The 25,384-nt window shown below is 66.9% G+C and carries 15 protein-coding genes; 4 read left to right on the forward strand and 11 right to left on the reverse strand.

Annotation, left to right across the window (positions count from 1 at the left end):
• Positions 1-13: 13 nt before the first annotated feature.
• The 5 genes from ACTHN1_RS05780 to ACTHN1_RS05800 all read right to left on the reverse strand — a co-directional run bounded on the left by ACTHN1_RS05780 (position 14) and on the right by ACTHN1_RS05800 (position 6,346).
• A complete protein-coding gene (locus ACTHN1_RS05780) occupies positions 14-706 on the reverse strand; it encodes a hypothetical protein (RefSeq protein ID WP_440470003.1) in 693 nt (230 codons plus the stop codon).
• Between the two features lie 324 nt (positions 707-1,030).
• A complete protein-coding gene (gene metH, locus ACTHN1_RS05785) occupies positions 1,031-3,724 on the reverse strand; it encodes a methionine synthase (RefSeq protein WP_440470004.1) in 2,694 nt (897 codons plus the stop codon).
• The gene (locus ACTHN1_RS05790) at positions 3,724-4,323 is read right to left on the reverse strand and encodes a short chain dehydrogenase (protein ID WP_440470005.1); all 600 of its coding nucleotides are present in this window, start codon (positions 4,321-4,323) and stop codon (positions 3,724-3,726) included. Before ACTHN1_RS05790 ends, metH begins: the two co-directional genes overlap by 1 nt.
• An 8-nt stretch (positions 4,324-4,331) precedes the next feature.
• Positions 4,332-5,420 carry a homocysteine S-methyltransferase family protein gene (locus tag ACTHN1_RS05795; RefSeq protein WP_440470006.1) on the reverse strand — a complete coding sequence of 363 codons (1,089 nt, stop codon included), beginning with the start codon at positions 5,418-5,420 and terminating at the stop codon, positions 4,332-4,334.
• A complete protein-coding gene (locus ACTHN1_RS05800) occupies positions 5,417-6,346 on the reverse strand; it encodes an ArsR/SmtB family transcription factor (protein ID WP_440470007.1) in 930 nt (309 codons plus the stop codon). The genes ACTHN1_RS05795 and ACTHN1_RS05800 overlap by 4 nt, the downstream gene beginning before the upstream one ends.
• Positions 6,347-6,485: 139 nt before the next feature.
• On the opposite strand from ACTHN1_RS05800, the gene ACTHN1_RS05805 reads away from it, so the two are divergent.
• Entirely contained in the window at positions 6,486-7,634 is a 1,149-nt protein-coding gene (locus ACTHN1_RS05805) for an acyl-CoA dehydrogenase family protein (RefSeq protein ID WP_440470008.1), read from the forward strand.
• Positions 7,635-7,720: 86 nt separating this feature from the next.
• On the opposite strand, the gene ACTHN1_RS05810 is transcribed toward ACTHN1_RS05805, so the two are convergent.
• The 6 genes from ACTHN1_RS05810 to ACTHN1_RS05835 all read right to left on the reverse strand — a co-directional run bounded on the left by ACTHN1_RS05810 (position 7,721) and on the right by ACTHN1_RS05835 (position 18,459).
• Positions 7,721-8,575, reverse strand: coding sequence for a hypothetical protein (locus tag ACTHN1_RS05810; protein ID WP_440470009.1), 855 nt, complete (start codon positions 8,573-8,575; stop codon positions 7,721-7,723).
• A 105-nt stretch (positions 8,576-8,680) separates the two neighbouring features.
• Positions 8,681-11,851 carry an efflux RND transporter permease subunit gene (locus ACTHN1_RS05815; RefSeq protein ID WP_440470010.1) on the reverse strand — a complete coding sequence of 1,057 codons (3,171 nt, stop codon included), beginning with the start codon at positions 11,849-11,851 and terminating at the stop codon, positions 8,681-8,683.
• Positions 11,852-11,864: 13 nt separating this feature from the next.
• Positions 11,865-13,001, reverse strand: a complete 1,137-nt coding sequence (locus ACTHN1_RS05820; protein WP_440470011.1) for an efflux RND transporter periplasmic adaptor subunit — start codon at positions 12,999-13,001, stop codon at positions 11,865-11,867.
• Positions 13,002-13,306: 305 nt separating this feature from the next.
• On the reverse strand, positions 13,307-16,471 hold the full coding sequence (locus tag ACTHN1_RS05825) for a multidrug efflux RND transporter permease subunit (protein WP_440470012.1): 3,165 nt from the start codon (positions 16,469-16,471) through the stop codon (positions 13,307-13,309).
• Between the two features lie 12 nt (positions 16,472-16,483).
• Positions 16,484-17,689 (reverse strand): efflux RND transporter periplasmic adaptor subunit, encoded by a 1,206-nt coding sequence (locus ACTHN1_RS05830; protein WP_440470013.1) that lies wholly within the window; start codon positions 17,687-17,689, stop codon positions 16,484-16,486.
• Positions 17,686-18,459: a TetR/AcrR family transcriptional regulator gene (locus ACTHN1_RS05835; RefSeq protein ID WP_440470014.1), complete on the reverse strand. Its 774-nt coding sequence runs from the start codon at positions 18,457-18,459 to the stop codon at positions 17,686-17,688. The genes ACTHN1_RS05830 and ACTHN1_RS05835 overlap by 4 nt, the downstream gene beginning before the upstream one ends.
• A 205-nt stretch (positions 18,460-18,664) precedes the next feature.
• Here ACTHN1_RS05835 and ACTHN1_RS05840 point away from each other — a divergent pair, with 205 nt between their 5' ends.
• From ACTHN1_RS05840 to ACTHN1_RS05850, 3 genes are all read left to right on the forward strand, one after another.
• Complete coding sequence (locus tag ACTHN1_RS05840) at positions 18,665-23,776, forward strand: NAD-glutamate dehydrogenase (RefSeq protein ID WP_440470015.1); 5,112 nt, start codon at positions 18,665-18,667, stop codon at positions 23,774-23,776.
• Between the two features lie 196 nt (positions 23,777-23,972).
• Positions 23,973-24,743: an NAD kinase gene (locus tag ACTHN1_RS05845; RefSeq protein WP_440470016.1), complete on the forward strand. Its 771-nt coding sequence runs from the start codon at positions 23,973-23,975 to the stop codon at positions 24,741-24,743.
• 100 nt (positions 24,744-24,843) lie between these two features.
• Positions 24,844-25,338 carry a hypothetical protein gene (locus tag ACTHN1_RS05850; RefSeq protein ID WP_440470017.1) on the forward strand — a complete coding sequence of 165 codons (495 nt, stop codon included), beginning with the start codon at positions 24,844-24,846 and terminating at the stop codon, positions 25,336-25,338.
• Positions 25,339-25,384 lie beyond the last annotated feature (46 nt).

Raw genomic sequence — 25,384 nt, forward strand, 5'->3', positions numbered from 1 at the left:
CCGCCGGACGGCGTCACGGCAGATCCTGCACGGGCGTATGCAGCAGTTCGCGGGTACCGTGGGCCAGCCGCCGCAGATGCGAGATGCCCAGATCCCGGATCAGCGAGTGGGTCTGGTGCGGCAACGGCGAATCGTAGAGATCGTGGGGGGCGACGTTCTTGCCCGGTACGCCGGGAATGAACTCCACGCCCGCCGTGGCGTAGCAATGCTGGACCAGCGCCGAACAATACAGCGCGCCTTCCCTGGCCAGCAGATTGTCGCGTTGGCGCAGCCGCGTGCTGTGCATGGCGAACAGCGTGCCGACCAGTTCGCTCAACGAGTAGCTGGACAGGCCGGCCAGCAGATCCAGGCCGGCGACCTGCACCTGGCGGACCTGCGCATCGTCCAAGCCGAAATCCAGCACGGCGAGATTGGGAAAGGCCGTTTCGTCGAAATAGCGGGCCAGCCGGTTCTCCTGCACGCCCAGACGTATCTGGCGATAGCGCAGATCCAGGTCCGATTCGAGCACCCACCAGTGCCCGTCGACGCGCTGCTCCATGAAGAGGAAGGCATGCGACCACAGACTGCGGTGACCATCCCCGGTCAGCGGCGCCTGGGCCTTGCGGATCAGCTTGTTGATCCAGTCACGCCCGCCGGAAAGACCGATGCGACCGGGGGCGGCATGCTTGAGCAGGAAGGCGGCGTTGGCGCTCTGGGCGGCGTCCATGCGGGGGCGGGGCGGTGGGGAATGCAGATCCTAAACGATGCCGTGCGGGACGAGGATTGCGGGGGCGGCGGGATGCGGTGTGTTTTCCAACCCTGTTGTCCCACGAGGCGTGGATAGCCCCCTTTTAAAAGGGGCGGGCAACTGCGAGGCAGATGACGGGGGATTGACCCGCCATTCGGCGGTTGAAAAGCGCTTGCTCTTCGCGCCAAGAGCAAATCCCCCTCAGTCCCCCTTTGCAAAAGGGGGAGGCAAAAGCCCAGCCTTTCCCGAATCCCGGCTTTCAACGGCCGTATGGCCGGTCATCCCGATTCCCGATTCCCAGCCTCAATCCGGGTCGTAGTCCAGATTGGACGCCAGCCAGCGTTCGGCCTGGGCCAGATCCACGCCCTTGCGCCGCGCGTAGTCGGCGACCTGTTCCTTGGACAGGCGGCCCACCACGAAGTACTGGCTCTGCGGATGGCTGAAGTAGTAGCCGGACACCGCCGCGGTGGGCAGCATCGCGAAACTCTCGGTCAAGGTCATGCCGGCGTTTACGTTCGCATCGAGCAGGCGGAACAGGCTCGCCTTCTCGCTGTGTTCCGGGCACGCCGGATATCCCGGGGCGGGGCGGATGCCGCGATAGCCCTCGGCGATCAGCGCTTCGTTGTCGAGCGATTCGTTGGCGTCGTAGCCCCAGAATTCGGTGCGCACGCGCTGGTGCAGGCGCTCGGCGAAGGCCTCGGCCAGGCGATCGGCCAGGGCCTTGAGCAGGATCGCGTTGTAGTCGTCGTGATCGGCTTCAAAGCGCGCCACATGCGCGTCGATGCCGATGCCTGCGGTGACCGCGAACATGCCGATCCAGTCGGGCTTGCCCGAGGCCTGCGGCGCGATGAAGTCGGCCAGGCAGAAATCCGGACGCTCGACCGGCTTGTCGACCTGCTGGCGCAGGAAATGCAGGGTCTGCGGACCGCCGTCGGTCTGGATGAGGACATCGTCGCCGACCGATTGCGCCGGCCACAGGCCGAACACGCCGCGCGCGGTCAGCCAGCGCTCGGCGATGATGCGGTCGAGCATCGCCCGCGCGTCGCGATACAGCTCGCTGGCCTGGGGGCCGACGACCTCGTCGGTCAGGATGGCCGGGAATTTTCCGGCCAGCTCCCAGGCCTGGAAGAACGGCGTCCAGTCGATGTACTCGACCAGTTCGGCCAGCGGATAGTCATCCAGCACGGTGATGCCGGGCTGGCGGGGCGCCGGCGGATCGTAGGCGTCCCAGCCGCCGTCGAACTTCTGCCCGCGCGCCTTCTCCAGCGACACCAGCCGCTTGGCGTCGCCGCGGTTGCGATGGCGCTGGCGGATCTCGGCGTAGTCGGCGTCGTTGGCCGCCACGAAGGCGGCGCGCATGTCGCGCGAAATCAGCGATTGCGCCACGCCGACCGCGCGCGAGGCATCCTTCACCCAGACCGTGGGCGCGTCGTAGTGCGGATCGATCTTCAGCGCGGTGTGCGCGCGCGAGGTGGTCGCGCCACCGATCAGCAGCGGCAGGGAGAATCCCTGGCGCTGCATTTCGCGGGCGACGTGGGTCATTTCCTCCAGCGAGGGCGTGATCAACCCGGACAGGCCGATGATGTCGGCGTTCTCGGTGCGCGCCGTGTCCAGGATCTTCTGCGCCGGCACCATCACGCCCAGGTCGACGACCTCGAAGTTGTTGCAGGCCAGGACCACGCCGACGATGTTCTTGCCGATGTCGTGGACGTCGCCCTTGACCGTGGCCATGACGATCTTGCCGTTGGACTTGCCGGCGTCGCCGGTCCTGAGTTTTTCCGCCTCGATGAAGGGCAGCAGGTAGGCCACCGCCTTCTTCATCACCCGCGCCGACTTGACCACCTGCGGCAGGAACATCTTGCCGGCGCCGAACAGATCGCCGACCACGTTCATGCCGTCCATCAGCGGACCTTCGATCACGTCCAGCGGCCGCGTGGCCTGCTGACGCGCTTCCTCGGTGTCTTCCTCGACGTAGGCATCGATACCATGCACCAGCGCGTGGGCCAGACGCTCGCGCACCGGCTTGCAGCGCCAGGCCAGGTCCTCGGTCTTGCTTTCGCCCTTCTTGCCCTTGTAACGCTCGGCGATCTCCAGCAGGCGCTCGGTGGCGTCTCGGCGGCGATTGAGGATGACGTCCTCGACGCGGTCGCGCAGTTCCGGTTCCAGTTCATCGTAGATCGGCATCGCGCCGGCATTGACGATGCCCATGTCCATGCCTGCCTGGATCGCGTGGTACAGGAACACGGAGTGGATGGCCTGGCGCACGGTCTCGTTGCCGCGGAACGAGAACGAGACGTTGGAGACGCCACCGGAGACATGGCAGTGCGGCAGGGTGCGCTTGATGATGCGGGTGGCCTCGATGAAGTCCACCGCGTAGTTGTCGTGCTCCTCGATGCCGGTCGCGACCGCGAAGATGTTGGGATCGAAAATGATGTCTTCGGGCGGGAAGCCGACCTGCTCGGTCAGGATCCGGTAGGCGCGGGTACAGATCTCCACCTTGCGTTCGCAGGTGTCGGCCTGGCCGGTCTCGTCGAAGGCCATGACCACCGCGGCCGCGCCATAGCGCAGGACCTTGCGGGCATGCTCGATGAAGGCGGCTTCGCCTTCCTTCAGCGAGATGGAGTTGACCACGCCCTTGCCCTGCAGGCATTTCAGGCCGGCCTCGATGACGGACCACTTGGAAGAATCGACCATCACCGGGATGCGGGCGATGTCCGGCTCGGAGGCGATCAGGTTGAGGAAGCGGGTCATCGCCTTCTCGGAATCGATCAGGCCCTCGTCCATGTTGACGTCGAGGATCTGCGCGCCGCTGGCGACCTGCTGGCGGGCGACCTCGACGGCCTCCTCGTAGCGCTCCTCCTTGACCAGCTTGCGGAACTGGGCGCTGCCGGTGACGTTGGTGCGCTCGCCGACATTGACGAACAGCAGGTCCGGGGTGATGACCAGCGGCTCGAGACCGGAGAGGCGGGTGTAGCGGGGCGATGCGGTGTTGTCCATTACCAGACCTTGTAGACCTGTCCTGTCTGCACGCCCTCGATGCTGCGCTGGAAGGCCAGCGCGGCGCGGGCGGCGGGAACCGGTTCGAAACCGGGGAAGAAATCGGCGTAGGCGTCCCAGGCTTCACTGAGCACGGTGGGACTGACGGCATTGATGCGCAGGCCGCGCGGCAGTTCGCAGGCGGCGGCGCGCACGAAGCCCTCGACGGCGGCATTGACCGCCGTGGCGTTGGCGCCCAGGCGGATGGGTTGCTTGGCGAGGATGCCGGTGGTCAGCGTGATCGAACCGCCGTCCGCGAGATGGTGCTGGCCGATCAGCGCCAGCCGGATCTGCCCCAGCAGCTTGTCCTGCAGGCCGACATCGAACTGCGCCGCGGTCATCTCGGTGAGCGGCCCGAAATGCACGCTGCCGGCGGCACTGACGAGGGCGTCCACCCGGCCCACCGCCACGAACAGCCCGGCCACGCTGGCATCGTCGCGCAGGTCGACGCGGTGATCACCGCTGTTGCGGCCCGCGCTGATGATGTGGTGATGCTGGCCAAGCCGCTCCGTGATGGCCTTGCCCAGGGTGCCGCTGGCACCCACGACCAGTATTTTCATCGCGCGCCTCACGCGGCCCGGGCCAGCGATTGCTTCAACCGGCGTGGCGGAATCCCGGCCACCGCCTGCGCGATGGCCTGGATGTGCGCGGGCGAGGTGCCGCAGCAACCGCCCACCAGGTTCAGCAGACCGGACTGGGCGAACTCCTTCAGGGTCGCGGCCATTTCTTCCGGCGTCTCGTCATACTCGCCGAACGCATTGGGCAGGCCCGCGTTGGGATGCGCGCTGACGTAGCCGTCGGCCACGGTGGCCAGGGTCTCCACATGCTCGCGCAGATCGCGGGCGCCCAGCGCGCAGTTCAGTCCGATCGACAAAGGCCGGCTGTGCGACATCGAGGTATAGAACGCCTCGGCGGTCTGCCCCGACAGGGTGCGGCCGGAAGCATCGGTGATGGTGCCGGAGATCATCACCGGCAGGCGCGCGCCGCGCGCGTCGAAAGCTTCCTCGATGGCGAACAGCGCGGCCTTGGCGTTGAGGGTGTCGAAGATGGTTTCCACCATCAGGCAATCGGCGCCCCCGTCGATCAGGCCGTCGATGGCCTCGCGGTAGGTACTGCGCAGCTCATCGAAACTGGTGTTGCGGAAACCCGGATCGTTGACGTCGGGGCTGATGGATGCGGTACGGCTGGTCGGGCCCAGCACGCCGATGACGAAGCGCGGCTTGTCCGGCGTCTTGGCCTCGACGGCATCGCAGCAGGCGCGGGCGACCTGGGCCCCGACCTTGTTCAATTCGTAGACCAGGTGTTCCAGATGGTAGTCGGCCTGGCTCACCGCGGTGGCGTTGAAGGTGTTGGTCTCGACCAGATCCGCGCCGGCTTCCAGGTAGGCGGTATGCACGCCGGCGATGACTTCGGGTTTGGTCAACAGCAACAGATCGTTGTTGCCCTTCAGATCATGGCCGCAGCCGGGGCCGTGGCCATGCTCGGGCTGCTGGCGGTCGAAGCCGTCGACGAAGCGCTCGCCGCGGTAGTCGGCTTCCTGCAGGCCGTGACGCTGGATCATCGTGCCCATCGCGCCGTCGATGATCAGGATGCGCTGTTCAAGGGCGTCGAGCAGCAGCTGGACGCGATGCGGATGCAGCCAGGGCAGGGTGTTCATGGTTTGACCCCCAACAGGGAAATGACGTCGAAATGGGGGGGACGGCGTTCGCGGGTGACGGTTTCCGCGCTCACGATCTCAAGCCCGGCCTTCTCGGCGAATTTACGCAGTTCCTTTTCGGTGAAACCCAGATTGACGTGGCCGTAGGACTCCACCACCGCGCGATGCTCGTGCTTGCCCAGGCTGCTCAACAGCAGGCGGCCGCCCTTGCGCAGCACCCGCGAGGCCTCGGCGACGGCCTGGGCCGGCTTGCTGGCGTAGGTCAGCGCGTGCATCAGCACGACCAGATCGAAACTGCCGTCCTTGAACGGCAGCGCGTGCATGTCGGCCTCGCGGACCTCGACGTTGGGGAAGCGGCGCAGGCGTTCGCCGGCGGCGGCGACCACGCGCGCGCTGGTGTCGATGCAGACGTAGCGGTGCGAATGCGGCGACAGCAGTTCCGCCAGCACGCCATCACCGGAGGCGATGTCGAGCACGTCGCCGGTTTCCAGCAGGGGCAGGGCGGTGCGCGCCAGCGCTTCCCAGGTGCGGCCGGGGGAGTAGTGGCGTTCCATGTCGCCGGCCACCGAATCGGCCCAGTTCTGATCGGCGGCGCGACTGGCCAGCACCGCCGGCAGGCGTTCCGCGTCCTGGCGCAGCAGCGGGTCGTCGCTGCCCTCCTTGAGCGCGCGCCACAAGTCCCGCTGGGCGGGGTCCAGTTTGTCCTCGTCGAAGCGATAATAGGCCGACACGCCGGCGCGCCGGTCCCGCACCAGGCCGGCTTCCTTGAGCTTGGCCAGATGGGTGGACACACGTGGCTGGGCCAACTGGGTGATGGCCGAGAGCTCGGCCACGGTCAGTTCCTCGCCGGCCAGCAGTGCCAGCAGGCGCACGCGGGTGGCGTCGGCGAAGACCTTGAGTCGGGTCGACCAGGCTTCCAGATCCATAAATATCTTCCTATCGCGATATAGAGATATTGTCCGCCCGGCGCGACGACCGGTCAAGCGCCACATACGCATGCGCATGGTGCGGGGTGGCCGGGTTACAATTGGTATTCAAAATACTTTGGAGTGAGGGGTTTTAGCCGTGGATTTCGCATTCACCGAAGAGCAGTTGATGATCCAGGACGTGGCCCGCCGGATCGCGCAGGAAAAGATCGCGCCCAGCGCGGAGCACCACGACAAGACCGGCGAGTTCCCGCTGGAGAACATCCGCCTGCTCGGTGAAAACGGCCTGATGGGCATCGAGGTGCCGGCCGAGTATGGTGGCGCCGGCATGGACCCGATCGCCTACGTGCTGGCGATGGTGGAGATCGCCGCCGGCGACGCCGCCCATTCGACCATCATGTCGGTGAACAACTCGCTGTTCTGCAACGGCATCCTGAAGTTCGGCACCGAGGCGCAGAAGCAGAAGTACGTGCGCGCGATTGCCGAAGGCAAGGAAATCGGCGCGTTCGCGCTGACCGAGCCGCAGTCCGGTTCCGACGCCACCGCCATGCGCTGCCGCGCGGTCAAGCAGGCCGACGGCAGCTACGTGATCAACGGCAAGAAGAGCTGGATCACTTCCGGTCCGGTCGCCAGGTACATCGTGCTGTTCGCGATGAGCGAGCCGGACAAGGGCGCGCGCGGCATCACCGCGTTCCTGATCGATACCGCACTGCCTGGCTTCCACCGCGGCAAGACCGAACCCAAGCTGGGCATCCGCGCCTCGGCTACCTGCGAAATCGAGTTCACGGACTATGTGGTCGCGCCCGAGGACGTGCTTGGCCAGGAAGGCGAGGGCTTCAAGATTGCGATGGGCGTGCTGGACGCCGGCCGCATCGGCATCGCCACGCAGGCGATCGGCATCGCCCGCGCGGCGTATGAAGCGACCATTGCCTACGTCAAGGAACGCAAGGCCTTCGGCGCGCCGATCGGCACCTTCCAGATGACCCAGGCCAAGATCGCGGACATGAAGTGCAAGCTGGATGCGGCATTGCTGCTGACCCTGCGCGCGGCGTGGGTGAAGGGCCAGGACCAGCGCTTCAGCAATGAAGCCGCGATCGCCAAGCTGACCGCCTCCGAGGCGGCGATGTGGATCACCCACCAGGCGGTGCAGATCCACGGCGGCATGGGCTATTCCAAGGAAATGCCGCTGGAACGCTATTTCCGCGATGCCAAGATCACCGAAATCTACGAAGGCACCAGCGAAATCCAGCGGCTGGTCATCGCCCGCAACGAGACAGGGCTGCGCTGAGAACCGGCCGACCGGTTTTCCGCGAGGTCAGGCAGAGAACGCCCCGGCATGCCGGGGCGTTCTCTTTTCTGGGGTGCTCCATGATCTCAATCTGCCGGAGCGTCGAAGACCAGGCGGGATGGATCGTCCGGAGTCGTGAAGGTCGCGCTGATCGAACTCCCGGTGGCGACAAAACGCCCGCCATCGATGCGCCAGCCTTCCTGGCGCGCGCCGATGGCGCGTCCATCCGGGGCATGCAGCAGGCGTATGGCGGGAAAGCGTGGCTGGCTTTCCGTCGAGCCGGCAACCACCGCCGCGCACGAGGAGAGTCGACCCGGCAGGCGGTAGAGCCGGGCCTGCGCGGACAGCGGGTCGACCAGCAGGAACAAGGGCAGGTCGGTTGCGCCGGCATCGGTGTCACCCGGATGGCTCTCGATGCAGAGCATGGCGGGACGATGGTGGTGACCAGGCGCGACGTGGAGATCGGCGTACATGGGGTGATGCGGTTCCGAGGTTTCGCCTTCGAACGTCGATGCGTCGGCATAGCGGAAGACCCGCGCATCGACGGTGACCCGGTCGTGGGCAAGCCACACGTCCACGTCCCGGCCATCGACATGGGGCTGGTATCGCACCTGCGGATCCTGGAACTGCGGCTCGCCGAATTCTTCTTCGCTGACGTAGAGATGGCGCACCGTCTGGCCGCGCTGCGAGTATGCCGGGGCGGTGAAAACACGGTCGGGTTGCCGGGCATGAAGTTCCGCGAAGCTGCCGGCGTCATGAATGTCGTGCCCCGCCCGCGCCAGCGCGACCTCGAACGGGAATGACGACAGCGCGACGACGAAACACAGGATGGCAGGCAGGCGGTGAAGCCGGAACGGCAATTTCAGGTTCACGAGGGAAGGCATCGCACAGGCGCGCAGGCGGGACGTGCCAGCCTGACGGGGCGCGGGAGCGAACTCCATCGGAAGATTCCCAAACCGGCGCGCATGACCGGACGGTCCCACCCCAGAAAATAGCCCCGGCGAGTGCCGGGGCTTTTCTGTCTTTCGAGCTTGAACGCTTTCCGTTCAGTGGCCGGGTGCCGGCTCGCTGGGCAGGGCCGGCGCGCCTTCCTGCGCATGGCCGCGTTCGCGGGAATGATCGCGAGCCAGGTACAGATAGAACGCCGGCAGCACGAACAGGGTGAACATGGTGCCGATGGTCATGCCCGACGCAATCACCACGCCCATCGAGAACCGCGAGGCGGCACCCGGGCCGGTGGCGATCAGCAGCGGGATCATCGCGAACACCAGTGCGGCGGTGGTCATCAGCACCGGCCGCAGGCGGATGGCGGCCGCTTCCTCGATGGCCTCCCGCTTGGACAGGCCGCGATCAATCTGCAGCTTGTTGGCGAACTCCACGATCAGGATGCCGTGCTTCGAAATCACGCCGACCAGGGTCACCAGGCCCACCTGGGTGTAGATGTTGATGCTCATCCCGGGGAACGCCTCGATGCCTCCCATCTGCAGCAACTGCGAGGCGATGGCCAGCACGTTGAGGGTCAGCAGCGCACCGCAGATCGCCATGGGCACCGTCAACAGCATGATCAGCGCGTCGCGGAAGCTCTCGAACTGCGCCGACAGCACCAGGAAGATCACGATCAGGGCCAGCACCAGGGTCAGCAGCATCGCCGAGCCCTCCTGCTTGAACTGGCGCGACTCGCCGGCGTAATCCACCGAGTAGCCCTGCGGCAGCACTTCCTTGGCGGCCTGGTCCAGGATGGCCAGGGCCTCGCCCTTGCTGACGCCCGGGCGTGGCGCGAACGTGATCGACACCGCGTTGAGCTGCTGGAAGCGCTTGAGCGACTGCGGCTGCGCGCTTTCCTTGAGCGTCACGATGGTCGACAGCGGAATCAGTTCGCCGTCGCGGGTGCGGGTGTAGTAGTTCTGGAGATCGCTGGCGTTGAGGCGGTCATTGCGCTGCACCTGCGGGATCACCAGGTACGAGCGGTTCTGCATGGCGAAGCGGTTGGTGTAGCCACCCGACAGCATGGCCGCCATGTCGGCCGCGAGCGTGCGCATGTCGATGCCCAGGCTGGCGGCCTTGTCGCGGTCGATTTCCACCTCGATGCGCGGCTTGTCGATCTTCAGGTCCTTGTCCAGGAAGATGAAGCGCTTGCTGGCCATGGCCTTCTGCAGGATGTTGTCGGCCAGTTCATTGAGCTGGCTCAGCTCGCCCACGCCGCCGATGATGAATTCGCCGCCGCCGTCGCCGCCTGCGCTGGGCAGGGAAGGCGGCACCAGCGCGAACACGTTCAGGCCGCTGACCCCGCTCATCTTCGGCTGCAGTTCCTGCTCCAGCACCGCCTTGGTCGAGCGATCACGCTGGCTCCAGGGCTTGAGCACGAAGCCGGCCATCGCGCTGGGGCTGGCGCCGCCGCCGCTGCCGCCGAAGCCGCCGTTGAACAGGAAATAGTCCTGGATTTCCGGCACGCCCTTGGCGATCGTGGTGACCTCTTCGGTGTAGCGCTCCACGTAGTCCAGGGTGGAGTAGGGATCGGCGCTGGCGATGGAGAAGATGAAGCCTTCGTCTTCCAGCGGCGCCGGTTCCTGCGGCGCGGAGGTGTACAGGAATCCGCAGGAGACCAGCACCAGGATGCCGAAGATGCCGATCACGGACTTGGTTTCCAGGGTGCCGTGCAGGCGCCTCTGGTAGCTGCGGTGCAGGGCCTCGAAGCGGGCGTCCAGCCATTTCTCCAGCTTGCTCTTGCCGCCGGCGCTGTGCGGCTTGAGGATCTTGGCGCACATCATCGGGCTGAGGGTCAGGGCGATGACGCCCGACAGCAGCACCGAACCGGCCAGGGTGAAGGCGAACTCGGTGAACAGCACGCCGGTCAGGCCACCCTGGAAGCCGATGGGCAGGTAGACGGCGACCAGGGTGGTGGTCATCGCCACCACCGGCCAGGCCAGTTCGCGCGCGCCCTTGATCGAGGCTTCATAGGGCGACATGCCCTCCTCGATGTGGCGATGGATGTTCTCCAGCACGATGATGGCGTCGTCCACCACGATGCCGATCGCCAGCACCATCGCCAGCAGGGTCAGCAGGTTGATGGTGAAGCCCATCAGCAGCATCAGGAAGAGCGCGCCCACCAGCGACAGCGGTACGGTCACCGCCGGAATCAGCACGCTGCGCAGCGATCCCAGGAACAGGAAGATCACCACGATCACGATGATCACCGCTTCGACGATCGTGCTCACCACCTCGTCGATGGCGTCCTGGATGGACTCGGTGCTGTCGTAGGGAATGGTGGCCTTGATGCCTTCCGGCAGCTGCGGGACGATTTCGCTGTCCCAGAGCTTGCGCACGTCCTTGATCACGTCCAGCGAGTTGGCGTCCGGAGCGACGAAGATGCCCATGAACGTCGCCGCTTCGCCGTTGATGCGCACCGAGGTGCCGTAGTTCTCCGAACCCAGGACCACGTCGGCGACATCGCCCAGGCGGACGATCGCGCCGTTTTCCTCGCGCACGATCAGCTGACGGAACTCGTCCGCATTGCGCAGATCGGTACGCGCGGTCATGTCGATCGCGACCATCTCGCCCTTGGTGGAACCCACCGCCGACAGCACGTTGTTGTTCTGCAGGGCGTTGGCGACGTCGCTGGCGGTGACCCGCAGCGCGGTCATGCGGTCGGGCTTGAGCCAGACGCGCATGGCGAAGGTGCCCGCGCCGAGGATGTCGGCGCGCTGCACGCCGGACACGGTCACCAGCTTGGGCTGGACCACGCGGGTCAGATAGTCGGTGATCTGGTTGTTGTCCAGGGTCTCGGAGGCGAAGGACACGTACATGGCCGCGATCTGCTGGCCCTGCTGCAGATCGATCACCGGGTCCTCCGACTCCGGCGGCAACTGGCCGCGCATCTTGTTGACCTTGGCGGCGATCTGGGTCAGCGCCTCGTTCGGATCCTGGTCCAGGCGGATGTAGGCCTGGATCAGGCTCACGCCGGCCGAACTGGTCGAGCTGAGGTATTCGATGCCCTCGGCGCTGGCGACCTCGCGTTCGAGCGGCGTGGTGATGAAGCCCTGGATCAGGTCGGCGTCGGCACCGTAGTAGGTGGTGCTGATGTTGACCACCGCGTTGCGCAGCTCGGGGTACTGGCGCACGTTCAACTCGGTGAACGAGCGCAGGCCGAACAGCAGGATGAACAGGCTGACGACGACCGCCAGTACCGGTTTGTTGATGAAGATGTCGGTGAATTTCATCGCCGGCGCTCCGTCAACGGTTTTCCGGCGCCGGCGCGGCATTGGCGCTGGGCTGGACCTTGTTGTTGATCACCACCTCGGCGTCGTTACGCAGTTTCAGCAGCCCCGTCGTGGCCACGCGCTCGCCGGCCTTGAGGCCTTCGGTGATCGCGATCAGGTCGCCCCGGGTGGTGCCGGTCTTGACGAAGCGCTGCTTGACGATCAGCTTCTTGCCGGTGAGCGGCTTGCCCTGCATGTCGGTCTCGCCCTTGGCGCGGGCGACTTCCTGGATCACGTAGACCGCGTTGCCATAGGGATTGAAGCTGACCGCGGTCTGCGGCACGACCACCACGTTCTGGGCGCCGCCGGTGTCGAAGCCGACGTGGGCGAAGGTACCCGGCCGCAACGCGTTGTCCGGATTGGCCAGGGTTGCCTGCACCTTGAAATTGCGGGTGGCCGCGTCGACCAGTGGTTCGACCGCGGTGACCTCGCCCTCGAACACCTGGCCGGGCAGGGCGTCGACGGTGGCGCGGATCCGGCTGCCGCGGGTCATCTGGCCCACCCGTTGCTCGGGCAGGGTGAAGTCGAGATAGATCGGGTCCAGCGTCTGCAGGCTGACGATCGCATCGCCGGGGCTGAGGTACTGGCCCAGGCTGACCTTGCGGATGCCCAGCACGCCGCTGAAGGGCGCGGTGATGGTCTTCTGCGCGATCAGGGCGCGCTGCGCCTCGACCTGGGCCTGCGCGGTGGCGGCCTGGGTGCTGCGCTCCTCGGCGTCGGCCTGCGAGACCAGTTTGTCGCGCGCCAGCGCCTGCCAGCGATCGCGCTGCACGGCGGCCAGCTTGGCGGAGGCTTCCAGCGAGCGCAGCACGGCCATTTCGTTGGCCGTGTTCAATCGCGCCAGCACCGCGCCGGCCTTGACCGGTTGGCCGACGTCGATGGACAGCTCACGCACCACGCCGCCGGCTTCGGTGGTCACGTCGGTGCCCTGGATGGCGACGAAGGTGCCGACCGCCTGCTGCGCATCGGCCCACCGTTCCTGCCTGGCGGTCCAGTCTGTCACCGTCGAGGCCGGCTGCGGCATGTTGTCGAAGAAATCGTTCATGCCCTTGCTCATGACGGCCTTGAAGCCGAACACGCCGCCAAAGATCAGCACGACGGCGATCAGCATCAGGACCATGCGGAGCAGGGTGGAAGGGGGTTTCCGTGCAGTGGCGTTCCGTGTCATGGCAGGTAGTCTGTGGTGGGGGGATTCAGGAAGACGACGAACGGGCGGGGCGCGGATCGACATCTTGGATCGCGCGATTATCACGGGCTGAGACGCGAACCCGAAAGGGAAGGAAGTCACTTGTCCGCGCGGTGATAATGCCCATTACAAAATCCGCTTCGGCCGCCGCGGCTTGAAAGCGGGCGCCGAAAACAGGAAACCCCGGCCAGGCCGGGGTTTCCATGCTCTTCGGTATGTTCGACGCGTCGTCACCGCGAGGTGGGCGCGTTGTGCGCCTCCAGATACTCGCGCGAAGGCTCGTCCATCTTGTCGCCGAGCACGCGGCGCACGGCGACGAAGAACACCGGGATCAGCAGCAGGCCCAGGAACGTCGCCGCCAGCATGCCGCCGATCACGCCGGTACCGATGGCGTGGCGGGCATTGGCGCCCGCGCCCGAGGAAATCGCCATCGGCAGCACGCCCATGATGAACGCGAACGAGGTCATCAGGATCGGGCGGAAGCGCAGGTGGGCGGCGGTGATCACCGCGTCCCGCAGGGTCTTGCCCTGCTTGCGCTCCATCACCGCGAACTCGACGATCAGGATGGCGTTCTTGGCGGCCAGGCCGATGATGGTGATCAGGCCGATCTTGAAGAACAAATCGTTCGACAGCCCGCGCAGCATGGTGAACGCCAGCGCGCCCAGGGCGCCCAGCGGCACCACCAGCAGCACCGCCACCGGAATCGACCAGCTCTCGTACAGCGCAGCCAGGCACAGGAACACCACCACGATCGACAGCACCATCAGCAGCGTGGCGCTGTTGCCGGCCAGGATTTCTTGGTACGACATGCCGCTCCAGTCATAGCCGAAGCCCTGCGGCAGATCGTTGGTCACGATGTTCTCCATCGTTGTCATCGCCTGGCCCGAGGAACTGCCCGGCGCGGCCGCGCCGTTGATGTTCACCGCCGAATAGCCGTTGTAGCGCGACAGCGACGGCGGCACCGAGCCCATTTCCGAATGGACCACGGTGGACAGCGGAATCATCGCGCGCCCGCCGCTGGCATCGGTCTGCAGGCTGCTGGGCGTGTAGATGCGGCCCAGCGACTCGGCACCGGTGCGGTACGGGGCATCGGCGCGCATGTTCACCCGCTTGATGCGGCCCTGGTAGAAGAAGTCATTGACGTACACCGGCGCCAGCATCAGCTGGATCGAGGTGTAGATGTCGCCGACCGACAGGCCCATCGCCTGGGCCTGCACGCGGTCCACGCTGAGCTGCAGCTGGGGGGCGTTTTCCAGGGTGTTCGGGCGGACCGCGACCAGGGTCTTGTCCGCGCCGGCCTTCTGCAGCAGCGTGTTGCGGGCGGCCAGCAGCGCCGCTTCGCCGGCGCCGCTGCGGTCCTGCAGCCACATGTCGAAGCCGCCGAACTGGCCCAGGCCCTGCACGGTCGGCAGGTTGACCACGAAGATTTGCGCGCCCTTGATGCCGTACAGCGCGCCGTTGGCCTGCTGGATGAAGTCGGTCACCACCACCTTGCGCTCGTCCCAGGGCTTGAGCTTGATGAACGCCATGCCGACGTTCTCGCCCTGGCCCAGGAAGCTGAAGCCGGCCACCTGCATCATCCCCTCGAAGCCTTCCATCTGGCTGAGGGTGCCGCGGATCTGGGTGAACACCTCGTTGGTCTTGCTCATGGTGTTGCCCGGCGGCAGCTGCACGATCGCCAGCGCGTAGCCCTGGTCTTCCTCGGGCAGGAAGCTGCTGGGGATGCGGGTGTACAGGAAGCCGCACAGCACCGTCAGCAGGGCGAACACCACCATCCAGCGCGGGGTATGCCGGATGGCCGCGCCGATATGGCCCACGTAGGTCTTCTCGACCTTGCCGTAGTACTTCTCGAACGTGCGGAAGACGATGTTCTTCTTCTCGTGGCTGTCGTGTTCGTGCTGCTTGAGGAAGCTGGCGCACAGCGCGGGGGTGAAGCCCAGCGCCAGGAACGCCGAGAACGCCATCGAGATCGCGATGGTCAGCGCGAACTGCTTGTAGATCTCACCGGAGGCGCCGCCCTGCAGCGCCGACGGGATGAACACCGCCGCCAGCACCACGGTGATCGCGATGACCGCGCCGGTGATCTGGCCCATCGCCTTGATGGTGGCTTCGCGCGGCGGCAGTTTCTCTTCCGCCATGATGCGCTCGACGTTCTCGATCACCACGATGGCGTCGTCCACCACGATGCCGATCGCCAGCACCAGCGCGAACATGGTCAGCTGGTTGATGGTGAAGCCGATGACGCTCAGGCCCCAGAAGGTACCCAGCAGCGCCACCGGAATGACCAGGGTGGGGATGATGGTGGCGCGGAAGTTCTGCAGGAAGATCAGCATCACCAGGAACACCAGCAGGACCGCCTCGAACAGGGTCTTGACGACTTCCTCGATCGAGATGGTCACGAAGGTGGTGGTGTCGTACGGCGAGAACCACTTCACGCCCTGCGGGAAGCTGGGCTGCAGCTCGTCCATCTTGGTGCGCACGGCCTCGGCCACGTTCAGCGCGTTGGCGCCCGGCAGCAGCTGGATGGCGAACGCACCGACCGGCTTGCCGTTGTACTGGGTGTCGAAACCGTAGTTCTGGGCGCCGAACTCGACCCGTGCCACGTCCTTAAGGCGCACGGTCGAACCGTCCCTGTTGGCGCGCAGGATGATGTTCTCGAACTGCTCCGGCGAGGTGAACCGGCCTTCGGCCGACACGGTCGCGGTGAACGCCTGGCCTTCCGGGGCCGGATCGGAACCGACCGAACCGGCGGCGAACTGCACGTTCTGGCCCTTGACCGCCGCCAGCACTTCACTGGAGGACAGGTTGTAGCCCTGCAGCTTGCCCGGGTCCAGCCACAGGTTCATGGCGTACTCGGAACCGAAGTGCTGGGTGCTGCCGACGCCGGGGATGCGCGCGATCTGATCGAGCACGCGCGAGGCGAGGATGTCGTTCAGATGGTTGCGATCGACCGCCGGATTGTCCGACTGCAGGCCGACCACCATCAGGAAGCCGGCATTGGCCTTGGCCACCACCACGCCCTGCGCGGTCACCTCGGAGGGCAGGCGCGGCGTGGCCAGCGCCACCTTGTTCTGCACCTGCACCTGGGCGATGTCCGGATCGGTGCCGGTCTGGAAGGTCAGGGTGACCGACGCGCGACCGGACGAGCTCGACGAGGAACTGAAGTACAGCAGGTTGTCGATGCCGGTGAGCTGCTGCTCGATGACCTGTGTCACCGACCGCTCGGTGGTCTCCGCGCTGGCGCCGGGGTAGGTCGCGCTGACCGTCACCTGAGGCGGCGCGATGGTGGGATAGGACTCCACGCCCAGGTTGAGGATCGAGATCACGCCCGCAAGCGAGATCAGGATCGACACGACCCAGGCGAAGACCGGATGGTTGATGAAAAACTTGGGCATGGGGGCGGATCCTTATTCGGCCTTGCCTTCCGGCTTCGCGCCTTCGGCGGCCGCGGGCTTCTGGCCCGCCGCGGCAGCCGGCTGGGCCGGCTTGGCGCCGGCCGTCACGGGCTTGGCGGGAGCGCCTTCGCGGACCTTCTGCAGGCCGTCCACGATGACCTGGTCGCCGGCGGCCAGGCCGCTGGTGATCAGCCAGTTGGCGCCGACCGCCTGCTTGGCGTCGACCGGCTTGCGCACGACCTTGCCGTCCTGCCCGACGACCATGGCGTAGGCGCCCTGGGTGTCGCGCTGGATGGCGCCCTGCGGGATCAGGAAGGCGTTGTTCTGCTGGCCGAGCGTGGCGCGCAGGGTGACGAAGGCGCCGGGCAGCAGCTTGCGGTCCGGATTGGGAAGGGTGGCGCGCAGCGAGACGCTGCCGGTGGCGGGATCCACCACCACGCCGGAGAAATCCAGCGTACCCGGCTGGTCGTACAGATTCCCATCGGACAGCTTGACCTGGACCTTGGCGGCGCCGGTGTCGGACAGCTGCACGCCGCCGCCGCTCTGCGCCGAGCGCAGGGCTTCCAGTTCGGCCGCGCTGATGGAGAAGTTCACATACAGCGGGTCGAGCTGGTCGACCGTGGTCAGCAGGGTGGCTTCGCCCTGGCCGACCAGCGCACCCTCGGTGACCTGCTGCTTGCCGGCGCGGCCGGAGATCGGCGCGGTGACGCTGGCGTAGCCCAGGTTGATGCGGGCGGTCTCGACGTTGGCGCGTGCCTGCTGGACCGCGGCCGCGGCGCTGCGCTCGGCGGCTTCGGCGTTGTCCAGATCGGAGCGGGAAACGAACTTCTGCGGCGCCAGCTGGCGGGCGCGGTCGGCGGCGGTCTTGGCGTTGGCGTAGGTCGCCTGGGCCGAGGCCAGGTTGGCCTGGGCGGCGCTCAGCGACGCGCGCAGCGGCGCCGGATCGATCTGGAACAGCACCTGGCCTTCCTTCACGTCGGTGCCTTCCTGGTACACGCGCTTGAGCAGTACGCCGGAAACGCGGGCACGCACGTCGGAACTGCGGACCGGGGACAGGCGGCCCACCAGATCGCGCTCCAGCGGCACGGTCTGCGGCGCGGCCTTGATCACGCCCACTTCGGGCGGGGGCATCTGCGGTTGTTCCTGGTTCTTGCTGCAGGCGGCCAGCGCCACCGTGATGGCGAGGCAGAGGGCGACGGAACGGACGGGGGCGGTCATCGGTGAAGCTCCGTGTCAGATTTGGAAGTCTTGGAATGGTTCCGGCCGTGGGAGGCCGTGAAGGCGTCGACGTGCGGCGGGAAGGCGCGCAGGAAGGCGTCAACGGCGAATTCGGCCCAGCGCCGACGGGCCGCGACGCTGCGCCGGTGCGGTACGGCGAAGCGCTGCCGCTCGAAATCCAGGCCGGTGAGCATGCTCAACAGCAATTCGGCCGCCAGCTTCGGGTCGTCCTGCCGGAGCAGGCCGCGTTCCATGGCCGAGGCGAGCCAGCGGGCGAGTCGTTCCGTCAGCCGTTCGCAACCGTCCCGGTACAGCGCTTTCGCTTCTTCGGGAAACTGGTGGGCCTCCGCGGTGAGCAACTGGCTGGTTGCGACGACCGAAGGATCGCACAGGTGGGCCAGATGCTCCATCGCGAAACCGATCAGGGTGGCGCGGGCGTCGGCGCCGGTGCCGGGGTCGTTTTCCAGCCTTGCGGTGGTCAGGTCCAGGTGCTCGTCGATCAGACTGCGCAGGAGCGCCTGCTTGCTGCCGAACTGGGCGTACAGGGTCTGCTTGGAGCAGCCGGCCCGGGCCGCCACCGCGTCCATGCTGATCCGGAATCCCTGCTCGGCCAGCAGTTCGCGGACGGCGGCGTGCACGCGCTGGCGGCGCTGGATGGCCGCGAAGGAGGGGAGGACGGACGACATAAGGCGCTGGACTATACCGTCCAGTTCAGAATTTGAACAGGCAAGGACGTCCCGGCCGGCGGGCGCGCCATGGGAACCATTCATGCTCGCGGCGCAATGGGGCGCCTATGCCGCCTCCATCGGCAGGTGCATGGCGATTGGACGGCGAAGAAGATCCGGATGAGGCGAATCGCCTAGTCAATCGTCATGCACTTTGCAAGCCCGTCTTATGACGCCGCGCAACAAGTTTTGTCATGGCGACGGGGGATACAATGACCATTCGACTACCAATCGTAGAGTCTCCAACTGCATGAACGCTGTGCGCAGCCCCAAGCAAGCCCCGAAGAAACAGAAGCCCAAACCGGCCGCGGCCAAGTCCGCCAAGGCGGTGACGCCGAAGAAGACCCCGACCAAGAAGGTGGCTGCCCGACCGGAGACCGGCGCGGCCAAGAAGGCCGCGGGGGCAGCGGGCAAGGCTGCGGCCAGCAAGCCCGGTCCGTCCGGCAAGACCAGCAAGGCGCCGGCGGGGTTCTCGCTCGAGCCGATCTACGCCGCGATCCGCAAGCGTGTGCCGGCCGCGCGCCAGGCCGAGGCGCAGGCCTTCGCCGAAGCGTTCTACAAGCGCATGGCCGATGACGAGTATCCGCATCACGGCCCGGAAATCTGGGCGGCCATCGCCGTCGACATGCTGGATTTCGCGCGCGCCCGCAAGCCTGGCACCGCCAACGTGCGGGTGTTCAACGCCAACGCCAAGGCCAATGGCTGGGAAGCGCCGCACACGATGCTGCAGATCGTCAATGACGACATGCCGTTCCTGGTCGATTCGGTCAGCATGGCGCTGGCGGAAATGGGCGTGGGGGTGCACGTGCTGGGCCATCCGCTGGTGCGCTTCACCCGCGACAAGGCCGGCAAGGCGACCGCGGTGGGCGAGGGCAAGCCGGAATCGCTGATGGTGCTGGAGATCGATCGCCAGCAGGCCAGCGACATGCCGCGCATCGAGCAGCGCATCCGCCACGTGCTGGAGGAAGTACGTTCGATCGTCCGCGACTGGAGCGTGATGCGCGAGAAGATGCTGACGCTGGCCGACGATCTTGCGACCCGCCGCCTGCCTATCAGCGACGCCGGCCGCCACGAGGCGCAGGAATTCCTGCGCTGGGCGGCCAATGATCATTTCACCTTCTTCGGCTACCGCGAGTACCGGGTGGAGAAGGGCAACGGCGACGGCACCCTGCGTGCGGTCGAGGACAGCGGGCTGGGCCTGCTGCGCGGCGACGACACCTCGACCCCGCGCAGCGTCAAGACCCTGGCCGCGCACTACATGCCGCAGTCCGGTTCGGTCGATGCGTTGATCCTGACCAAGACCAACCGTCGTTCGAACGTGCATCGTCCGGGCAACATGGACTACATCGGCGTGCTGGAATTCGACGCCAAGGGCACGCCAATCGCCGAACAGCGCTTCATCGGCCTGTACACCTCCAGCGCCTACAACCGCCGTCCGTGGGAAATCCCGCTGGTGCGCGAGCGCCACGAGTTCGTGATGCGCAATTCCGGCCTGTCGCCGAGCAGCCACAGCGGCAAGGCGTTGCGGCACATCCTGGAGACCCTGCCGCGCGAGGAACTGTTCCAGTCCAGCGAGGAGGAACTCAACCGCACCGCGATGGGCATCCTCGGCCTGCAGGAGCGCGTGCGCAGCAAGCTGTTCCTGCGCCGCGACCGCTATGGCCGTTTCTTCTCGGCGCTGGTGTACATCCCGCGCGATCGCTTCAACACCGACGTGCGCCTGCGCATCGAGGCGCTGCTGAAGCAGGCCCTGCACGGCGAGTACGTCGACACCAACGTGCAGCTGGGCGAGTCGCCGCTGGCGCAGCTGCACCTCACCATCCGGCCCAAGGCCGGCGAGCAGGTCGACGTCGACACCGCCGCGCTGGAAGCCGACATCGCCCACCTGCTGCGCAACTGGCAGGACGATCTGCGCGAAACCCTGATCGCGCGCCACGGCGAAGCCGAGGGCCTGAAGCTGATGAGCCGCTTCGGTCGCGCGCTGCCGGCCGGCTACATCGAGGTGGTGTCGCCCGAGTTCGCCGCCAGCGACGTCGAGAACCTGGCCGCGCTGGATGGCCCGGACGCGTTGCGCCTGAGCCTGCACCGCTCGCGCCGCGCGCGCGCCGGCGAGGGCGGGCTGCGCCTGAACCTGTACCGCCAGCAGACCGACATCCCGCTTTCCGACGCGCTGCCGCTGATGGAGAACATGGGCCTGCGCGTCATCTCCGAGCACCCGTTCCGCCTGGAAGCCGCCGAGCCGGTCTACATCCAGGAATTCGAGGTGGAATCGGTCAACGGCGCGATCGACACCGATCGCCTGCACACCCAGTTCGAGGAAGCCTTCGCACGGGTCTGGCACGGTGACGCCGAGAACGACGGCTTCAACCGGCTGGTGCTGGGCGCGAGCCTGGCCTGGCGCCAGATCGCGATGCTGCGCGGTTACTGCAAGTACCTGCTGCAGACCGGCGTGCCGTTCTCGCAGAGCTACGTCGAAGAGACGCTCAACCGCTATCCGCTGCTGGCGCGCCTGCTGGTGGAACTGTTCGAGGCGCGCTTCGACCCGGCGGTCGGCCACGAGAGCAAGGCCGAGATCAAGGCGGGCCAGGATCGCTTCGCCGCCCAGCTCGGCGCCCTGGCGCAGGGCGACGAGGCCACGCTGTCCGCGTTGCAGCCGGTGATCGCCGCCCGCGGCGGCAAGCGCGAGGAGCAGGTCGAGGCGACCCACAAGGCGCTGCTCAAGCTGATGGATCGCGTGTCGAGCCTGGATGACGACCGCATCCTGCGCGGCTTCATCGGCGCGATTGAAGCCACCCTGCGCACCAGCTACTACCAGGTGGGCGCGGATGGCCAGCCGGCGCACACCATCGCCTTCAAGTTCGATTCGGCCAAGGTGCCGGATCTGCCCAAGCCGCGTCCGTACCGCGAAATCTTCGTGTACGGCCCGCGCGTGGAAGGCGTGCACCTGCGGTTCGGCCCGGTCGCCCGTGGCGGCCTGCGCTGGTCGGATCGGCGCGAGGATTTCCGCACCGAGGTGCTGGGCCTGGTGAAGGCGCAGATGGTGAAGAACACCGTGATCGTGCCGGTCGGCGCGAAGGGTGGCTTCTTCGTCAAGCGTCCGCCGGTGGGCGGCGACCGCGACGCGGTGCTGGCCGAAGGCATCGCCTGCTACAAGATGTTCATCCAGGGCCTGCTGGACATCACCGACAACATCGTCGGCGGCAAGATCGTTCCGCCGGTGAACGTGGTCCGCCACGACCAGGATGATCCATACCTGGTGGTCGCCGCCGACAAGGGCACCGCGACTTTTTCCGACATCGCCAACGGCCTGGCCATCGCCCACAACTTCTGGCTCGGCGACGCGTTCGCCTCCGGCGGTTCGGTCGGCTACGACCACAAGGGCATGGGCATCACCGCGCGCGGCGCCTGGGAATCGGTCAAGCGCCACTTCCGCGCGCTGGGTCGCGACTCGCAGACCCAGGATTTCACCTGCGTGGGCATCGGCGACATGTCCGGCGACGTGTTCGGCAACGGCATGCTGCTGTCCGAACACATCCGCCTGGTGGCCGCGTTCGACCATCGCCACATCTTCCTGGATCCGTCGCCGGACGCGGCGCGCAGCTTCAAGGAGCGCCAGCGCCTGTTCAAGCTGCCGCGTTCCAGCTGGGCCGACTACGACGCCAGCCTGATTTCCAAGGGCGGCGGCATCCATCCGCGGTCCGCCAAGTCGATCGAGATCACCCCGCAGGTACGCGAGGTGCTGGGTTTGGCCGACGGCGTGAAGTCGCTGTCGCCGAACGAACTGATGAGCGCGATCCTCAAGTCGCCGGTCGATCTGCTGTGGAACGGTGGCATCGGCACCTACGTCAAGGCCAGCAGCGAAACCAACGCCGACGTCGGCGATCGCGCCAACAACGGCCTGCGCGTGGACGGCCGTGACCTGCGCTGCAAGGTGGTGGGCGAGGGCGGCAACCTCGGCCTGACCCAGTTGGGCCGCATCGAGGCCGCCCAGCACGGGACCCTGCTCAACACCGACTTCATCGACAACTCCGCGGGCGTGGACACCTCTGATCACGAGGTGAACATCAAGATCCTGCTCAACGGCGTGGTGCAGGAGAAGAAGCTGCGCATGGACGCCCGCAACAAGCTGCTGGCGGACATGACCGACGAAGTCGCGCAGCTGGTGCTGTGGGACAACTACCGGCAGAACCAGGCCATCAGCCTGATGGAGCGGATGAGCGCCGCGCGCCTGGGTTCCAAGCAGCACTTCATCCAGACCCTGGAATCGCAGGGCCTGCTGGATCGCCAGATCGAATACCTGCCGTCGGACGCCGAGCTGGCCGAGCGCAAGGCGCGCGGACAGGGCATGACCCGGCCGGAACTGGCGGTGCTGCTGTCGTATTCCAAGCTGGTGGCGTTCCAGCAACTGCTGGATTCGGACATTCCGGAAGATCCGTACCTGTCCAAGGAACTGCAGCGCTACTTCCCCAAGCCGCTGCAGAAGAAGTACGCCGCGGACATGGAGAAGCACCGCCTGAAGCGCGAGATCATCGCCACCGCGGTGACCAACACGACCATCAACCGGATGGGCGCGACCTTCCTGCTGCGCATGCAGGAAGACACCGGCCGCAGCCCGGCCGAGGTCGCCAAGGCGTTCACCATCACCCGCGAGACCCTGGACGCCCGCGAACTCTGGAACCAGATCGACGCCCTCGACGGCAAGGTGCCGGAGTCGGTGCAGATCGACGCCCTGCAGGTGATCTGGTCGGTGCAGCGCACCTTCACCCGCTGGCTGCTGACCCGCCAGGGACCGATCCCGGCGATCGCCACCGCGGTGGAGCGCTACTACGACGGCTTCAACGAGATCAGGGCCGCCGACGGCGTGCTGCCGGACTCGCTGCGCCCGGCGTACAACGCCAGCCTGCAGGCCTGGAAGGACAAGGGCCTGCCGGCCGGACTGGCCGGCCAGCTCGCGGCGCTGCCGTACCTGGAACCGTCCTGCGACATCATCGAGCTGGCGCGTGCGCGCAAGCTGAAGCCGGTCGACGTGTCGAAGGTCCACTATCGCCTGGGCGAAGCCCTGCATCTGCCGTGGCTGGTGGACCAGGTCGACGCGCTGAAGGTGGACGGCCGCTGGCACGCGGTGGCGCGTGGCGTGCTGCGCGACGAGCTGACCAACCACCAGCGCACGCTGACCTCGCAGGTGCTGTCGATGCCGGGCAGCACCGCCGACGCGAAGGTCCAGGCGTGGTTGCAGCGTGGTGACGCCGGCCTGCGCTTCACCCTGGCCATGCTCAACGAGCTGGCGGCGCAGAAGACGCTGGACTATCCGACCGCCTCGGTCGCGGTGCAGCGGTTGGGCCAGCTGGCCGCGCAGGGCTGAGGGCCCCGCGCGCGATGATGGCGGGACAGGCCGGGGCAACCCGGCCTGTCTCTTTTGGGGCATTCGACGGGATGGGCGCAGGGCGCTTCGACGCGTGCGGCGTGCGCGATCCCGCCATCACGCGGCTCGTCGGTCCCGGTCATCCAATCCGGAGCTTCTGCCGTTATCCTCTCCGGCAAGCCACCAGGAACCCGGGATGAGCCAGACGCCCCGCATCGCCTTTCTCGCCAGTCCCGCCGCCGAGGCGCAGCAGGCGCTGACCGAACTGACCACCCTGCATGGCAGCCACGATCCCCAGGATGCCGACGTGCTGTGCGCGCTGGGCGGCGACGGGTTCATGCTGCAGACCCTGCACCGGCACGGCAGCCTGGGCAAGCCGGTGTTCGGCATGAAGCTGGGAACCGTGGGCTTCCTGATGAACCAGTACCGCAGCGAGGACCTGCTGGACCGGATCGCCCAGGCCGAGCCGGCCAAGCTGCGGCCGCTGGAAATGCTGGCGCTGACCGAGTCCGGTGCCAGCATCGGCTCGCTGGCCTACAACGAGGTGTCGCTGCTGCGCCAGACCCGCCAGGCCGCGCACATCCGCATCGACCTCAATGGCCAGACCCGGCTGGACGAACTGATCTGCGACGGCGTGCTGACCGCCACGCCCGCCGGCAGCACCGCCTACAACTTCTCCGCGCACGGGCCGATCCTGCCGCTGGGGTCTAGCACGATCGCGCTGACCCCGATCGCGCCGTTCCGGCCGCGCCGCTGGCGGGGCGCGATCCTGCGGGCCAATACCGAAGTGAAGTTCCGGGTGCTGGACCCGTACAAGCGGCCGGTCAGCGCGACCGCCGATTCGCACGAGGTCCGCGACGTGGTCGAGGTCACCATCCGCGAGTCGCAGGACCGGACCGTGACGTTGCTGTTTGACCCGGAGCACAATCTGGAGGAACGTATCCTCAGCGAGCAGTTCGTGGTGTAGGGAAGCGGCGTGGGGACGCCGTGCAGCAAGCAACGACAGGGCCGTCCGGCATCGGGAGGAGTGCCGGCGGAAGCGTAATCCGATGCCGAGGAGTCAGGGGATGAAAGGCTGGTGGTTGTGGGGACTGTGCGCGCTGTTGCCCGCGCAGGCGGTGGAGGCGTGCGGCCTGAACACGCACATGGCGCCGTTCGAACTGCAGGCCGGGGCGACGCCTTCGGATGCGCCGGAGGACACCCTGAAAGCGCCCGCATTGAAGGTCACCGAGATCACGCGCGGGTTGGGCGGAAACCCCGGTACCTGCGACGGCTCGGGCCTGCTTGGCGTGCGCCTGGACTGGCCGCGTGGCGAATACGGGCTGGAAGACATCGGGTTCGAGTTCCGGGTGGTCTCGGCGGACAGCCCGTATGCGCTGTTCCCGGCCGAGCCGGTGCGGGTGATCAGCGACAGCCGTCGGGCCGAACTGCTGTTCCTGTGGCCGGACGATGCGCCGGCGCAGCAGAAGCCGCTGCGGATGGAAGTCGAGGTGCGCGCGATCACCCGCGACTACCGGCGAGGCCCGCCCGCGCGCTTCACGATCGATTCCAGCGCGGACTGAGCGGGGCGCGGGACGGCGCTCGCGGGTGGGCCCCGCGATCGCCGAT

This window comes from Pseudoxanthomonas sp., assembly GCF_051953815.1.
In the GTDB taxonomy this organism is placed as follows: Bacteria; Pseudomonadota; Gammaproteobacteria; order Xanthomonadales; family Xanthomonadaceae; genus Pseudoxanthomonas_A.